Origin of the sequence: Wolbachia endosymbiont (group B) of Chorthippus parallelus (assembly GCF_947251815.1) — a bacterium.
GTDB lineage: Bacteria > Pseudomonadota > Alphaproteobacteria > Rickettsiales > Anaplasmataceae > Wolbachia.
Map to the genome: position 1 here is coordinate 607,071 of NZ_OX366390.1, position 13,796 is coordinate 620,866.

General features: G+C 33.0%; 21 protein-coding genes. 19 read left to right on the plus strand and 2 right to left on the minus strand.

The genetic code is table 11. The annotated features are described in order from the left end of the window. Positions 1 to 5 precede the first annotated feature (5 nt). The 19 genes from rplE to OPS21_RS02765 all read left to right on the plus strand — a co-directional run bounded on the left by rplE (position 6) and on the right by OPS21_RS02765 (position 12,555). Complete coding sequence (rplE, locus tag OPS21_RS02675; protein ID WP_211907859.1) at positions 6 to 542, plus strand: 50S ribosomal protein L5; 537 nt, start codon at positions 6 to 8, stop codon at positions 540 to 542. 12 nt (positions 543 to 554) lie between these two features. Further along, positions 555 to 863 carry a 30S ribosomal protein S14 gene (gene rpsN, locus OPS21_RS02680; RefSeq protein ID WP_007302545.1) on the plus strand — a complete coding sequence of 103 codons (309 nt, stop codon included), beginning with the start codon at positions 555 to 557 and terminating at the stop codon, positions 861 to 863. Between the two features lie 22 nt (positions 864 to 885). Then, complete coding sequence (gene rpsH, locus OPS21_RS02685; protein WP_007302546.1) at positions 886 to 1,281, plus strand: 30S ribosomal protein S8; 396 nt, start codon at positions 886 to 888, stop codon at positions 1,279 to 1,281. 16 nt (positions 1,282 to 1,297) lie between these two features. Further along, positions 1,298 to 1,843, plus strand: coding sequence for a 50S ribosomal protein L6 (gene rplF / locus OPS21_RS02690; protein ID WP_010404706.1), 546 nt, complete (start codon positions 1,298 to 1,300; stop codon positions 1,841 to 1,843). Positions 1,844 to 1,848: 5 nt separating this feature from the next. Then, entirely contained in the window at positions 1,849 to 2,220 is a 372-nt protein-coding gene (gene rplR / locus OPS21_RS02695) for a 50S ribosomal protein L18 (protein WP_052265059.1), read from the plus strand. 12 nt (positions 2,221 to 2,232) lie between these two features. Beyond that, positions 2,233 to 2,745, plus strand: coding sequence for a 30S ribosomal protein S5 (gene rpsE / locus OPS21_RS02700; protein WP_010404712.1), 513 nt, complete (start codon positions 2,233 to 2,235; stop codon positions 2,743 to 2,745). Positions 2,746 to 2,748: 3 nt separating this feature from the next. Beyond that, positions 2,749 to 3,219: a 50S ribosomal protein L15 gene (gene rplO, locus OPS21_RS02705; protein ID WP_006012263.1), complete on the plus strand. Its 471-nt coding sequence runs from the start codon at positions 2,749 to 2,751 to the stop codon at positions 3,217 to 3,219. 3 nt (positions 3,220 to 3,222) lie between these two features. Continuing rightward, the gene (gene secY / locus OPS21_RS02710) at positions 3,223 to 4,551 is read left to right on the plus strand and encodes a preprotein translocase subunit SecY (RefSeq protein WP_264336942.1); all 1,329 of its coding nucleotides are present in this window, start codon (positions 3,223 to 3,225) and stop codon (positions 4,549 to 4,551) included. Continuing rightward, on the plus strand, positions 4,548 to 5,189 hold the full coding sequence (locus OPS21_RS02715) for an adenylate kinase family protein (protein WP_052265056.1): 642 nt from the start codon (positions 4,548 to 4,550) through the stop codon (positions 5,187 to 5,189). The genes secY and OPS21_RS02715 overlap by 4 nt, the downstream gene beginning before the upstream one ends. Positions 5,190 to 5,248: 59 nt before the next feature. Then, positions 5,249 to 5,617: a 30S ribosomal protein S13 gene (rpsM, locus tag OPS21_RS02720; protein ID WP_010404723.1), complete on the plus strand. Its 369-nt coding sequence runs from the start codon at positions 5,249 to 5,251 to the stop codon at positions 5,615 to 5,617. Between the two features lie 24 nt (positions 5,618 to 5,641). Next, complete coding sequence (gene rpsK, locus OPS21_RS02725) at positions 5,642 to 6,028, plus strand: 30S ribosomal protein S11 (protein WP_264336943.1); 387 nt, start codon at positions 5,642 to 5,644, stop codon at positions 6,026 to 6,028. Between the two features lie 20 nt (positions 6,029 to 6,048). Continuing rightward, positions 6,049 to 7,116, plus strand: a complete 1,068-nt coding sequence (locus OPS21_RS02730) for a DNA-directed RNA polymerase subunit alpha (protein ID WP_264336944.1) — start codon at positions 6,049 to 6,051, stop codon at positions 7,114 to 7,116. Positions 7,117 to 7,123: 7 nt separating this feature from the next. Then, positions 7,124 to 7,552, plus strand: coding sequence for a 50S ribosomal protein L17 (rplQ, locus tag OPS21_RS02735; protein WP_010404731.1), 429 nt, complete (start codon positions 7,124 to 7,126; stop codon positions 7,550 to 7,552). 11 nt (positions 7,553 to 7,563) lie between these two features. After that, on the plus strand, positions 7,564 to 7,917 hold the full coding sequence (locus OPS21_RS02740) for a YraN family protein (RefSeq protein ID WP_010404733.1): 354 nt from the start codon (positions 7,564 to 7,566) through the stop codon (positions 7,915 to 7,917). A gap of 38 nt (positions 7,918 to 7,955) precedes the next feature. Then, a complete protein-coding gene (gene atpH, locus OPS21_RS02745) occupies positions 7,956 to 8,504 on the plus strand; it encodes an ATP synthase F1 subunit delta (RefSeq protein WP_064085599.1) in 549 nt (182 codons plus the stop codon). After that, the gene (atpA, locus tag OPS21_RS02750; protein WP_265027697.1) at positions 8,501 to 10,042 is read left to right on the plus strand and encodes a F0F1 ATP synthase subunit alpha; all 1,542 of its coding nucleotides are present in this window, start codon (positions 8,501 to 8,503) and stop codon (positions 10,040 to 10,042) included. Before atpH ends, atpA begins: the two co-directional genes overlap by 4 nt. 9 nt (positions 10,043 to 10,051) lie before the next feature. Next, on the plus strand, positions 10,052 to 10,546 hold the full coding sequence (gene greA, locus OPS21_RS02755; RefSeq protein ID WP_007302559.1) for a transcription elongation factor GreA: 495 nt from the start codon (positions 10,052 to 10,054) through the stop codon (positions 10,544 to 10,546). A 3-nt stretch (positions 10,547 to 10,549) separates the two neighbouring features. Further along, complete coding sequence (gene ribB, locus OPS21_RS02760; protein WP_007302560.1) at positions 10,550 to 11,194, plus strand: 3,4-dihydroxy-2-butanone-4-phosphate synthase; 645 nt, start codon at positions 10,550 to 10,552, stop codon at positions 11,192 to 11,194. Positions 11,195 to 11,265: 71 nt separating this feature from the next. Then, on the plus strand, positions 11,266 to 12,555 hold the full coding sequence (locus OPS21_RS02765; RefSeq protein WP_063631059.1) for a M48 family metalloprotease: 1,290 nt from the start codon (positions 11,266 to 11,268) through the stop codon (positions 12,553 to 12,555). 1 nt (position 12,556) lies between these two features. Here the strand turns inward: OPS21_RS02765 and OPS21_RS02770 are convergent, their stop codons facing one another. Both OPS21_RS02770 and fabG read right to left on the minus strand, forming a co-directional pair. After that, positions 12,557 to 12,895: a TrbC/VirB2 family protein gene (locus OPS21_RS02770; RefSeq protein WP_264336945.1), complete on the minus strand. Its 339-nt coding sequence runs from the start codon at positions 12,893 to 12,895 to the stop codon at positions 12,557 to 12,559. Positions 12,896 to 12,990: 95 nt separating this feature from the next. Then, positions 12,991 to 13,725: a 3-oxoacyl-[acyl-carrier-protein] reductase gene (gene fabG, locus OPS21_RS02775; protein ID WP_264336946.1), complete on the minus strand. Its 735-nt coding sequence runs from the start codon at positions 13,723 to 13,725 to the stop codon at positions 12,991 to 12,993. Positions 13,726 to 13,796 lie beyond the last annotated feature (71 nt).

Here is a 13,796-nt window from a genome sequence, read left to right on the forward strand (position 1 = left end):
TTGATATGTTTAAACAATTGTATAAAGATAATATAGTAAAATCCTTAAAGGATAAGTTTAATTACGGCAATGTAATGCAAGTGCCTAAACTTGTCAAGGTGTGTATCAATATGGGCGTTGGAGATGCTGCTACGGACAATAAAGCGATAAATGAGCCATTTGATAATCTACATTTGATTGCTGGGCAAAAGCCTGTGTTAACCTTTGCAAAAAAATCTATTTCTGGTTTCAAAATTAGAAAAGGTGCAACTGTAGGTTGTAAAGTGACTTTGCGTAGAAATAAAATGTATGAATTCTTAGAAAGATTAATATATATTGCTTTGCCAAGGGAAAAAGATTTTAGAGGGTTTAGTGTGAAGCAATTTGATGGTCATGGTAATTTTTCCTTTGGTATCAAGGAGCATATATCATTTTTAGAAATAGACTATGATAAAATAAGTAAAATTAGAGGTATGGATATTAATATTATAACAAGTGCAGTTAGTGATAAGGAAGCAAAGGAATTATTACTGGCTCTTAAATTCCCTTTTTTTGATAATTGAGAGAAAATATATATGGCAAAAAAATCCATGATACAGAAGAATCTTCGTAGAATAAAGTTATGCGATCAGTATAGGGAGAGAAGGGAAGAATTAAAATCTATAATGAATAATAAGGATTTATCTATTGCAAAAAGGTTTGCAGCTCAAAGTAAGCTGATTAAAAAATTGCCTAGAGATTCTTCTAAAATCAGAATTAGGAATAGATGCGCTTTAACTGGTAGGCCGAGAGGAGTATATAGAAAATTTGGTTTATGTAGGATTGTTTTACGTGATTTGTGTTCTTTTGGACAAGTTCCAGGGGTTACAAAATCTAGTTGGTAAATGTGATATAAGGAGTGTAATAGTGTCGTTATCTGATGGTATTGGTGATTTTTTAACAAGAATACGTAATGCTCAATTGGCAATGCATAGGGAAACAAGAGTCCTATTCTCTAAAGTGAATTCTTCTATATTGAAGATCTTAAAAGAGGAAGGGTATATTCTTAATTATGAAAAGCAAGAGAGTGATAGTATCCCTTCGCTTGTTGTGCAGTTGAAGTATTATGATAAATCACCTGTGATTAATGATATAGCTAGGGTATCAAAGCCCGGTTGTCGTTATTATTCTAAGTGTAAGGACATTTCTAAAGCATATAATGGTCTTGGAATTTTTATTATATCTACACCGAAAGGAGTGATGACCGATTATAATGCACGTAGATTAAAAGTTGGTGGAGAAGTTTTGTGTCGCGTATTTTAAATGATAGGAGAAATGTATGTCTCGTATAGGTGCCGCACCTATCAATATTCCTGCTGATCTTTCAGTTGAATATAATGATGGTAGGGTATTAATAAGAAGTGTTAGGGCAGAAAAAGAGCTGAACTTGTGTAGTGGCATTCTGTGTCAGATAGTTGATAATCAATTGTTACTTTCTGTTGATCAAGGCAGGGATGATTATGATAAAATAAAATCTATATGGGGCACTTATAGAAGTAATATTAATAACATGATTAACGGTATGGTTAATGATTTTTCTGTTGATCTTGAGATTAATGGTGTGGGGTATAAAGCAGAATGTGATGATAAGTATTTGACTTTATATCTTGGTTATAGTCATAATATTAAGTATAAAGTGCCTAAAGACGTTGAGATTAAGTGTATAAAGCCAACTCATTTAGTGATTCGCGGTATGGATAAGCAAAAAGTCTATATGGTGGCTTCTGATATATGCAAAATTAGAAAATATGATCCTTATAAAGGTAAGGGTATTGTAATAAAAGGCAAATTTATGCTGCGTAAGGTTGTAAATAAAAAGAAGTAATTAAAATGAAAAGATTGTATAATTTTTTAAGTAGCTATGAAAAAAGGAAACTTCGTAATAGAGCGAAGCTCGATAAGAGCGCTGGACGTTTACGTATATCCGTATTTAAGTCTAATAAACATTTTTACGTTCAGTTGATTAACGATGCAAAAGGAATAACCCTAGCTTCTGCTTCTACTTTGGATGATAAAATTAGGAATGTATGTAAAGGTAGGGTCAATGCTGAAACTATAAAACAGGTTTCTTCTTTATTGATTGAGCGTCTGCCTAGTACAAAATTGCAGCAGCGGTTCGTCTTTGATCGGGGAGCATATAAGTATACAGGATTGATTTCTCAATTTGCTGAGGCTTTAAGAAGCTCTGGATTTAAATTTTAGAAGGTTTTAAATATGGCTGTAAAGAATTTACAAAATAATAATGATTTATCAGAACTTTTGGTTTCAGTGCGAAGGGTAACAACGGTTACTAAAGGTGGTAGAAGATTTTCATTTTCAACTTTGGTTGTTGTTGGTGATGGTAAGGGTAGGGTAGGATGTGGAATAGGTAAACACGCAGAGGTTGCTGAAGCAAGAGTGAAAGCTGTCAATGCTGCAAAGAAGTCGATGATTAGGGTGTACTTACGTGAAGGTAGAACTTTACATCATGATATTAAAGCTAAATTTTGTTCTGGTGAGATAGTTTTAAGAGCTGCAAGAACTGGAACAGGTATTATTGCTGGTGGAGCAATGAGGTCGGTTTTTGAGGTATTAGGTATAAAGGATGTGGTAGCTAAGTCTACTAGATCAAATGATCCCCATAATATTATATGTGCAGTATTTAAGGCTTTTGATGTTATGTTATCTCCTCGCCAAGTGGCAGGTAAGAGGGGTAAAAAGATTAGTGAGATAGTTGGAAATAGGTAAAGTATGAATGATGCTGTAAAATTAAATTCTGTGTTTACCAAATTATCTAAGAAAAAGAAGCCTAAATTATTAGGTAGAGGTATTGGTTGTGGTAAAGGTAAAACATCTGGTAGGGGGCATAAAGGGCAAAAAGCGAGAAGTGGCGTTTCTATAAATGGTTTTGAAGGTGGACAGCAGTCTATATATACTCGTTTACCTAAAAGAGGTTTTAAGCCTATACGCAAAAACTTATACTCTATATTTAATGTTGGTGATGTACAGTGCTTAATGGAAGCTAAAAAAATAGTCAAGGATTCTATCATAGATAAGGAGCTACTGCATAAATTAGGTTTTATCAGATCTGTTAAAAGTAAAATCAAACTTCTTAATAAGGGTAAATTAAGCGAAAAATTTGTGTTTCATGTTGATTTTGCATCAGAAGCTGCAAAAAGATCTGTAGCTTCAGTTGGTGGTAGTGTAGAAATACTATCGTAAATCATGAGCAGTAAATTTGCATTTAATAGTTTGGATTCTACGTTGTTATATAAAAGTGATTTACTAAAGCGTATATTTTTTACGCTAATGGCTTTAGTTTGTTATCGTTTAGGCACTTATGTTCCTATTCCTGGAGTTAATCTTGATATAATCAATGATATATTTCCAAAAGAGAGTTCTGGTGTTTTTGGAGTATTTAATTTATTTTCTGGTGGCGCTTTAGCTAGAATGACGATCTTGGCGTTAAACGTTATGCCATACATAGTTGCATCCATAGTTATGCAATTATTATCTTCTGCCGTTAAAGGAATCAATGAAATTAAAAATGAAGGAGAGTTAGGACGTCGAAAGATGAACTCTTATATACGCTATATGACTATAGTGTTTTGTATCTTTCAATCAATTACGATCTTAATAGGGTTAGAAAGAATGAATAGGGAAGGGGTATTAGTTGTAGTTGAACCTGGTATTATGTTTCGTACTATAGGTGTCTTTAGCCTTTTAGGTGGAACTATATTTTTAATATGGCTTGGTGAGCGGATCAGTGTGAGCGGTATAGGCAATGGTATCTCATTAATCATTTTTACTGGCATAACATCTGAATTACATAATGCTTTATCATCTCTGCTAACATTAAATAAAAATGGTAGTATGTCGTTTTTCATTACCCTTTTTGTTATAGTATTGTTTTTTTTACTGCTCCTTTTAGTCATTTTTACAGAATCTTCTTATAGAAAGGTAATTGTTCAATATCCCAAAAAACAGTTTAAAAAATTACATAATGATGATTTTACTTACATTCCATTGAAGATCAATTTATCTGGTGTAATACCAACTATTTTTGCTAACGCAATTCTATTAACACCTATTTCAATTGCAAATTTCTATAAAGGTCATGCCATTGCTGATTTTATTTTAAACTACTTTATGGCAAATAAAGTGATGTACATTATAACTTACTTAATACTCATAGTACTTTTTAATTTTTTCTATACCAATTTTATATTTAATCCAGAGGAAAATGCTGATTTTCTTAGGAAAAATGGTGGTTTTATTCCTGGTAGAGGGCCTGGAAAACATACTTCTGATTATCTTCAAGATATAGTTTTTAAATTAACATTTATTGGGTCTGCGTATTTGGTGGTAATATGTACTATACCTGAAATTATGAGGTATCATTATGATATACCATTTATTTTTGGTGGGACGAGCTTGCTGATTATAGTTAACGTTATTACTGATACTATTATGCAAGTACAATCTTATGTTTTTTCAAATAGGTACGATAGTTGGATAAAGAAATATGAGTCTAAAACAAGGAGACTAAAGTGATTATTACAATTTTTGGTCCTCCTGGCTCTGGTAAGGGTACTCAGTCCAGTTTGTTAATAGCAAAGTATAATTTTAAATTAGTTTCAGTAGGAGATTTATTAAGGAACATTATATCTAGTGGGAGTAAATTAGGTAAAGGAATAAAGGATACTGTTGAATCTGGTAATTTAATTCAAGATGAAGTTATATGTAAATTATTGTGTGACCAGCTTGCATTAATAGATGGTGATTTTTTGTTAGATGGTTTTCCAAGAAATTTAAATCAAGCTCATTTTTTAACTCAAGTTTTGCAAAAAAGATGCAATAGGGATGTTGATCTTGTAATTGAGTTGCAGCTTGACGATAATATTGCAATTGATAGATTAAAAGATCGTCTTACTTGTTTGGATTGTAAAAGTATATATAGTATATCTTCTTTTAAGAATACTACTTGTGCTAAATGTAAAAGTACGAGATTGGAGAAGAGAATTGATGATGCTAATATGCTTGCAATTAATAAGAGGATAAGAGAATATCATTCTCAGATAGAGGGTTTGCGCGAGTATTATAAGGACAAGTTGTTAACAATTAACGCTAATTTGAGTGTTGATAGAGTAATGCAAGAGATTGAAAGTAAAATTTCTTGTAATTTGATTTGACTATAAGTTGTTTTATGGTATAAATTAAGAGTTATTATTAATAAAGTATCGAGGTATCAGTGGCACGTATTGCAGGCATAAATGTTCCGGTGAAGAAGTGTATTCCTTTTGCATTAACTTATATACATGGTATAGGTATTACTACTGCGAATATAATTTGTCGTAGCTGTAAAATTGATGAGCGTAAGCGTGTTTCAGAATTACAAGATGAAGATATAGAGAAAATTAGTAGTTTTATTAGGCAAAAATATGTCATAGAGGGTGAGCTCAGAAAAAAAGTGGCTATGGATATAAAATCTTTAATAGAAATCGGTTGCTATAGAGGATTAAGGCATAGAAAAGGTTTGCCTGTGAGGGGACAAAGAACCCATACTAATGCTAAAACTCGTAAAGGCAGATCTAAATTGCCTATTGCTGGAAAAAAATAAAATTTGTTATTATCGTGAGTTTTTATGAAAAAAGTTAAAATGGTTGGTAAGAATACAAAAAGGTTTATTACTGGTATTGTCCATATTCGTGCAACTTTTAATAATACTTTTGTAAATGTGACTGATGTTTGTGGTAATACGCTTTACCAGACTTCTGTTGGTGCATGTGGTTTTTCTGGTTCGAGAAAATCCACACCTTATGCTGCAGGTAAGGTTGCCGATTCTGCTGCGAAGAAAGTAATAGAGAGATTTGGTATGAAGGTTGTTTCTGTAATAATTCGTGGTCCTGGTTTTGGTGCAGAAGCTGCAGTTAAAGCACTTCGGAATTGTGGATTGACTGTCACTTCAATTGCAGATAAAACGGCGATACCTCATAATGGGTGTAGACTAAGGAAAAAAAGAAGAGTATAGGATATTTGGAAGGTTTTTGTATGTATTATAGTGATAATGTCTCTTTCTATGGAAATTTAGATAGATTAACTAAGCCTAATGCGATTAAGGTAATATCAGGTGATTCAAGTAAAAAAAGTGATATAGTTCTAGAACCTTTGGAAAGTGGTTTTGCTTTAACGTTGGGTCATGCATTAAGGCGTGTAATGTTGTCTTCTCTTTGCGGTAGTGCTGTTTATGGAATAAAAATTGAAGGCGTGAATCATGAATTTACTTCGATCCAAGGAGTTAGGGAAGACATAACTGATATAGCATTAAATATGGGCATGTTGAGATGTAAGTTAAATAATACGTCTAATAAGTGCTTAAATTTGAGCGCTAAAGGGCCTTGTCAAATATTAGCTGGAATGATAGAAACTGATGACCAATGCTCTATTGTTAATAAAGATTTGGTGATATGTACACTAGGTCAAGATGTGGAGCTTAACATTACTATATATGTTGCTAGCGGAAAAGGTTATCTTCCTGTAAATAAATATAAAGAAAATGAATTTTTAAAGCTTATGAATGAACAAGATTTAATTGGTTTTATTCCAGTTAATGCTTTATATAGTCCTGTCGAGAGGGTTTCGTATAGAGTAGAGAATAGTCGTGTTGGTCAAGTTACTGATAAAGATAAGCTGGTATTGTCAATTGAAACTGATGGTACAATCTCTCCAAGTCAAGCTGTTGACTATGCTGCAAGAATATTACAGGAGCAATTTCAGCCTTTTATTAGTTCTGATATTAGTTATAAAAAATCGCAAGTTTCTTTGTCTAGTGGTGCTAAAGATTTGTGCTATGATCCTGTTCTATTGCGTAAAGTAGATGAAATGGAATTATCTGTTAGATCTCATAACTGTCTGAAAAATGAAGATATCACTTATATAGGTGATCTTGTGCAAAAGACGGAAGTTGAAATGTTAAGAACTCCTAATTTTGGCCGAAAGTCTTTGAATGAAATCAAGGCAATTTTAAATAATTCAGGTTTGTGTTTGGGTATGAATATACCAGATTGGCCGCCTAAGGATATAGATGAACTGGCTAAACAACATACTGATGAGGATTAGGTAGTATATGAAACATGGAATAAAGAAAAATAAACTGTCTCGTTGTACCGAGCATAGGTTATCAATGTTAAAGAATCTATCTATCTCGTTAATTAATCATGAGCAGATTGTAACTACTTTACCAAAGGCTAAAGCACTTCGTCCATATGTGGAAAAGTTTATTACAATTGCTAAGAATAACGATTCTTTACATGGTAGAAGGCTTTTGCTTTCACGTCTTCATAATAGTAAGTTAGTAGTTGATAAATTATTAAGCGTTCTAGCTAATCGTTATCAAGACCGTAAAGGTGGATATTCTAGAATAATAAAATTTGGTACTCGAAAGGGTGATTGCGCTCCAATGGCAGTGATAGAGCTAGTTGATAGAGATATTTCAGCAAAAGGTGAGATTTATAGTAAAAATAAAAAAGGAAGCAAAGTAGTTACACAAAGCTAATTATTCTTTTTATGGTAAGTAGGTTGCGCTATTTTGTAGGTTACTTTGGAGAATTGTTAGTTTCGATATATTTAAAGCTGAAATTCTATAATGTTATAAAACGTCGCTTCCGTTGTAAGTTGGGTGAAATTGACTTAATTGTATCTAAAAAAAGGGAGCTGATTTTTATAGAAGTTAAAACAAGTTTATTTGGAAAAGAAGTACCGATATCTCATTTTCAGTGTCAGTCTATTATAAATTCTTCTAAATATTTCTTAAGTAAAAATCTTGATTTTTTAGATTATTCAGTCAGATATGATTTATGTTTTCTTTCCTTAAGGAGAAGACCTATTTATATAAAAAATGCTTGGATTGAACAATGGTAGCTAAAATAATTTAGATTTACTAGAACAGGTAATTGAATATGAAAAACAATAATTTAGTTTCATCTTATGCTAGAGCACTGTTTCATGTCTCAGGAAGCAGATTAGGTATTATAAGAAAAGAAGTAGAATTTTTGTTAGCTTTTTTTAAAGATCAAGATGTTTTTGTGTATCTATCTCATCCTATGGTTTCTCTTTTGCACAAAAAAGAAGCGATACTTTCTATAAAGGAGAACTTGAGTGAAAACTTAGTCAAATTTATTATGGTTACACTTGCAAACAAGCGCTCCCGTTTATTAATCCTTATATTAGAAAAATTCTTAAATCTTGTAAGGGAAAGTGAAAATGAATTGGAAATTACTATAAAATCAGCAGAGATTTTAAAGAAACCTGATATAAAAATAATTACTGAATCTTTGAACTTTCTTGGTAAAATAATAAAAGTCAGTCATGTGGTTGATCCTTCTATACTAGGTGGCTTTGTAGTTAGGTATGGTTTTAACTTGATTGATGCTTCGCTTAAGAGTTATTTGGATAGATTGGTTGATTTGAGTAAAATGGAAATGTTGAAAATAAGGAATTGTATATGAAGAATAGCATAAATGCCTCTGAAGTAGTAAACATAATAAAAGAGAAGGTTGAGACATTTGATAATCCTATAAAACGAGAAAATATAGGTGAAGTAATTTCAGTAACGGATGGTATCACATTGGTCTATGGGCTGGAAAAAGCAAAGTTTGGTGAAAAGGTATCTTTTGCAAGCGGTGTAGAAGGAATAGTTCTTGATTTAGATCATGATACAGCTGGAATAGTTGTGCTTGGCAATGACCGTGATGTAAAAGAAGGGGACGTTGTAAAATGTAGTGGTGATGTTGTACAGGTGCCTGTAGGTCATGAATTATTAGGGAGAGTTGTAAATGCATTAGGCGATCCTATAGACGATGGCGGAGAAATTAGAGCCAAGAACAAAATGTATATAGAATCTAGAGCGCCAGGTATTATTGACCGTAAATCTGTGCATGAACCTCTGCAGACAGGAATTAAAATTATAGATTTGTTGATTCCTATAGGTAGAGGGCAACGTGAATTAATTATTGGCGATAGACAAATTGGTAAAACCACTATTGCGATTGATACTATTATCAATCAGAAGAAGATTAATGATGAGGTAAACGAAAATCAAAAAATTTACTGTGTTTATGTTGCTATTGGACAAAAAATTTCGACAGTAGCAAAAGTGGTGAATAAGCTAAAAGAAAGTGGAGCATTAGAGTATACAACTGTAGTTGTGGCTAGCGCATCTGACTGCGCGCCTATGCAATTTTTAGCACCTTATACCGGTTGCACTATTGGAGAATTTTTCCGTGATAATGGAATGCATTGCTTGGTGGTATATGATGATTTATCTAAGCATGCTGTGGCATATAGGCAGATGTCCTTATTGCTCAGACGTCCTCCTGGTCGTGAAGCTTATCCTGGAGATATATTCTATGTACACTCTCGCTTGCTTGAAAGAGCTGCCAAAATGTCTGATGAAAAAGGACAGGGATCTTTGACTGCTTTGCCGATTATTGAGACTCAGGCTGGTGATGTATCTGCATATGTTCCAACTAATGTGATTTCAATTACCGATGGACAAATTTTTCTTGAGTCTGAATTGTTTCACAAAGGATTTCGCCCTGCAGTGAATATAGGTTTATCGGTTTCTCGGGTTGGCTCTGCTGCACAATTGAAATCTGTGAGAAAAGTTGCTGGTTCTATAAAGCTGAGTTTGGCCCAATATAGAGAACTGGAAGACTTTGCTAAATTTGGTTCTGATCTTGATGCTACTGTTCAATTGTCCTTAAACAAAGGTAAATACCTTATTGAATTATTAAAGCAAAAACAGTATTCACCTATGCAAATAGAAGAGCAAGTATTGCTTATGTATATCTTTTCTAATCTGTATGGTCAATTAAATAAGGTACAGGTGAGCAACATCAATAGGTTCGAGTGTGATCTTATCAATTATTTTCAAACTGTTCACCCTGGAGTTTTAAAAAAGTTGTCAGGTGACATGAATGATGATATAAAAGATGATATTCTTGGTATTGTGAGTGATTTTGTCACTCAATTTAATTGCGTTTAGGCGGTGATTATGACTTCATCCATTGTTAACAAGTTTCCTATTACAAGGGAAGGTTTTGAGAGTATGCAAGTCGAACTTGAGAAATTAAAGGAAGAAAAACCTTCTATCATACAGGCTATTTCTGATGCTCGTGATCAAGGCGATTTATCTGAAAATGCAGAATATCATGCAGCACGGGAAAGATTAAGTTTTATTGAAGGCCGCATAATTGAGGTAGAGAGTAAACTTTCACATGCAGAAGTGATAGAAGTAAAAAATTTGTCTGGTGATACAGTAATGTTTGGTGCAACTGTTACGGTAAGCATGCTCGGTGATGATAACAGTGAAATAGAATATGTTTATAAGATTGTAGGTGGGTATGAAGCTGATGCTTCAAAGCAGTTGATCTCTACGGATTCACCACTCGGTAGTGCTTTAATTGGCAAAAAAGTTGGTGAGTATGTGGAAGTGATAGTGCCAAATGGAGAGAAATTGTATAAAATAGTTAAGATTGAGTTTAAGTAAATCATGGTACAAGTAACTTATCCTTCAATTAGTCTACCCGGTATTTCTTCTGTGGAAGATGTATTGAGGGATGCTAGTTCTGGTAAATTATTCATTTTAGTTGACGATGAAAACAGAGAGAATGAAGGTGATCTGATTGTATTAGCTGAGAAATTAGAGCCAGAACATGTGGCTTTTATGGTTAGATACGGTACAGGGATTGTTTGTTTAGCAATGACTAAAGTTCATATGAAAAGGTTAGGCCTTAGTTTCATGGAAAAAAAAAATGTTGGTGAAAATCATACTGCTTTTACTACATCAATTGATGCACGTTATGGTATTACTACGGGTGTTTCAGCTGAGGATAGAACAAAAACTATACATGTTGCTATTGATAAAAATAGAACTCAGGATGACATTATAACTCCCGGTCATATTTTTCCTGTCATTGCACATGAGGGTGGAGTAGAGCAACGTGCTGGTCATACTGAAGCAAGTGTTGAGATAGCTAAGTTAGTGGGATGTAATCATTCTGCAGTTATTTGTGAATTAGTGAATGATGATGGCTCTATGATGCGCTTACCCCAGTTGCTTGAATTTGCTGAACAACATAATATTAAGTTAACTACCATTGATAAACTTATCAGTTACGTTCAAAATTTAAACTAGCGTTTATAGATTCGTATAGTTTAAGTGTTAAAATATAAAATTCCTCAAAGTTATACAAACAAGGAATTTCCATGTCTAAGCTTTTTGTTTTACTATTTTTTTTCGTATACTGTAATAGCGCTTACTCTGTTAGTATTATTAGAGATAGTGAAGTGGAAGCGGTAGTTAAGGATCTAGCGCAACCTTTATTTTCTGCTGCGGGTATTGATAATGATAAAATAAAAGTTTTTATAGTTGATGATAGATCGATTAATGCTTTTGTAATTAACAATAATAGCATTTTCATTCATTTAGGGCTTTTACAATATTCGACTGAACCTTATGTCTTACTTGGTATATTAGCACATGAAATTGCTCATATATCTGCTGGTCATGTATTACAAATGAGTAGTGCTGTAGGTTATTTTCAATCAATAGCAATGATTAGTTATATGGTAGGATTAGTTTCTAGTATTGTCATTAACCCTCAGGTTGCGAGTGCAATCTTGCTTAGTGGTGTAACGCTTAGTTCAAGGTTGTTTTTTAACTATTCTCAAGAGCAAGAGAGTGTAGCAGATAGCTATGCTTTAAGATACCTAGATGAATCTGGCTATGATAATTTGGGTATGAAAGAGATTTTTGACTATTTTAAGAGTATTGAGCATGAAAACACTGAAGAGTATTTCCGCACTCACCCACTTAGTGATAAGCGTATATTTGCTGTACAGAATTATAAGGTTAAAAACAATATAAAACCAATCCTTGCAGATAAATTGCTGAAGTTTGAGCGTATGGTTGCAAAGCTAGACTCTTTCTTTGCTCCTATTCATGTGTTATCTAATAAATATGAAGGTAGTTCTAAGTATGTAAATGCTGTAATTCACTATAGGCAAGGAAAGATAGAAGAGGCTATTACTAAAGTTAATTCATTGATTCAAGAGTCACGCAATGATCCTTATTTATATGAATTAAAAGCGGAGATGTTATACAAAGCTGGAAATTTAAGTGAAGCAATAAAAATGTATGAAGAATCACTTAGATATTTATCTGAGAAGAATAACTATTTAGTGAAACTTGCGTTATCTCATACTTTATTATTACACGGTGAAATAGAGAAGGCAATTTTTTACCTAGAGCAGGTTGCAAGCGTAGAAACAAATAACGCCTTTGTCTGGAAGTATTTAAGTATTGCATATAAACGTAGCGCTGATATGGCAATGTATTATTTTGCTTTGACGAAAAAGGCTTGTATTGAAGGTAATTTAGAGAAATTTATGAAATACGCTGAGTTAGCTATTAAAACTTTACCGAAAGATAGCTCTTGCTTGCTGCAAATTGAGGATATGAAGGAACAATACACACAAAAACACACTTATTTTTAGGTTATCTTTCCCCACACTTATTCAACATCTCTCTTACTTCATCGCTTATATTGGGTATAATTTTCGTTATAATCGTTTTGGCACCAAAAAATACACCACAAAACATACCTAAGGCAAAGAGAGCTGGCCATGGCATTCTACCAAATATTGCAAGCAAAGCTGCACCTATTATGACTACAGTCATAAGTGGCCCACCTATTCCCCAAATATAACCAATAATATTGCATATTACTTGGGCAGTTGTATCATCTATATCATTAGCAGCATTTGCGTAATCTGAAAAAGAGAGAAACAGCACTATACATAAAGCATTAAAAAATTTTTTTATTATATAGCTCATTCTTTTGCCTCCAAGTAATAAACTAACGCGAAAATAAATTTATATATATACTTATTTTAAAGTAAAACTTATAATTTGTCCATAAATAAGTGTTGCTACATAAATAGCCCACCATTGATGTTAAGCACATGTCCCGTTATATATTTTGCCTCATCGCTTGCTAAAAACAATACTCCTGCTGCTATTTCTTTTCCTGTTCCCATTCTTTTCATTGGGATGTTATCTAATATTTTTTCCTTTTGTCCTTCATTTAAAACTTCAGTCATTTTAGTATCTATAAATCCAGGAGCAATACAATTTACTGTTACATTACGACTTGCAACTTCTTTTGCTATAGATTTACTCATGGCTATTATCCCAGCTTTAGAAGCTGCATAATTTGCTTGCCCGGCATTGCCTGTTAAACCTACTATTGAGGAAACATTTATAATTCTTCCCCAGCTATTTTTAATTAATTTCCTGCATGCTTCTCTATTTAGTGTAAATGTAGAGCTCAAATTAATATCAATCACCTTTTGCCATGATTCATCTGTCATTCTCAGTAATAAACTGTCTTGTGTAATGCCTGCATTGCATATGAGCCCATCAAAGCCTTTCATCAACTCACTTGCTTTATTTATTAGTTGATTTACCTCTTCAGGATTTGATAAGTCGCAAGGAAGTACATGAATGTTTTTTTCATATTTTTTAGCAACTTCTTCTAGTACTTCTTTTTTTGTGCCAGAGATACATAAAGTTGCTCTGGCCTTATGCATAATTTCTACAATTGCCTGGCCTATTCCGCCTGATGCACCAGTAATCAGAAATTTCTTATTCTCTAATCCAAACATAATAATTTTTATTTGTTCCAGCTCTTAACAGAATATTAAAAGACTTGCAATAGATTTTTTCATAACTTTCA

Excerpts from the sequence above, each read along its gene's own strand:
- rplE (WP_211907859.1), top strand. The coding sequence starts at position 6 with ATGTTTAAACAATTGTATAAAGATAATATAGTAAAATCCTTAAAGGAT.
- rpsE (WP_010404712.1), top strand. The coding sequence starts at position 2,233 with ATGGCTGTAAAGAATTTACAAAATAATAATGATTTATCAGAACTTTTG.
- OPS21_RS02770 (WP_264336945.1), bottom strand. The coding sequence starts at position 12,895 with ATGAGCTATATAATAAAAAAATTTTTTAATGCTTTATGTATAGTGCTG.
- atpA (WP_265027697.1), top strand. The coding sequence starts at position 8,501 with ATGAAGAATAGCATAAATGCCTCTGAAGTAGTAAACATAATAAAAGAG.
- fabG (WP_264336946.1), bottom strand. The coding sequence starts at position 13,725 with ATGTTTGGATTAGAGAATAAGAAATTTCTGATTACTGGTGCATCAGGC.
- OPS21_RS02740 (WP_010404733.1), top strand. The coding sequence starts at position 7,564 with ATGGTAAGTAGGTTGCGCTATTTTGTAGGTTACTTTGGAGAATTGTTA.
- secY (WP_264336942.1), top strand. The coding sequence starts at position 3,223 with ATGAGCAGTAAATTTGCATTTAATAGTTTGGATTCTACGTTGTTATAT.
- rplF (WP_010404706.1), top strand. The coding sequence starts at position 1,298 with ATGTCTCGTATAGGTGCCGCACCTATCAATATTCCTGCTGATCTTTCA.
- atpH (WP_064085599.1), top strand. The coding sequence starts at position 7,956 with ATGAAAAACAATAATTTAGTTTCATCTTATGCTAGAGCACTGTTTCAT.
- ribB (WP_007302560.1), top strand. The coding sequence starts at position 10,550 with ATGGTACAAGTAACTTATCCTTCAATTAGTCTACCCGGTATTTCTTCT.
- OPS21_RS02765 (WP_063631059.1), top strand. The coding sequence starts at position 11,266 with ATGTCTAAGCTTTTTGTTTTACTATTTTTTTTCGTATACTGTAATAGC.
- rplR (WP_052265059.1), top strand. The coding sequence starts at position 1,849 with ATGAAAAGATTGTATAATTTTTTAAGTAGCTATGAAAAAAGGAAACTT.
- rplQ (WP_010404731.1), top strand. The coding sequence starts at position 7,124 with ATGAAACATGGAATAAAGAAAAATAAACTGTCTCGTTGTACCGAGCAT.
- rpsN (WP_007302545.1), top strand. The coding sequence starts at position 555 with ATGGCAAAAAAATCCATGATACAGAAGAATCTTCGTAGAATAAAGTTA.
- OPS21_RS02730 (WP_264336944.1), top strand. The coding sequence starts at position 6,049 with ATGTATTATAGTGATAATGTCTCTTTCTATGGAAATTTAGATAGATTA.
- greA (WP_007302559.1), top strand. The coding sequence starts at position 10,052 with ATGACTTCATCCATTGTTAACAAGTTTCCTATTACAAGGGAAGGTTTT.
- rpsK (WP_264336943.1), top strand. The coding sequence starts at position 5,642 with ATGAAAAAAGTTAAAATGGTTGGTAAGAATACAAAAAGGTTTATTACT.
- rplO (WP_006012263.1), top strand. The coding sequence starts at position 2,749 with ATGAATGATGCTGTAAAATTAAATTCTGTGTTTACCAAATTATCTAAG.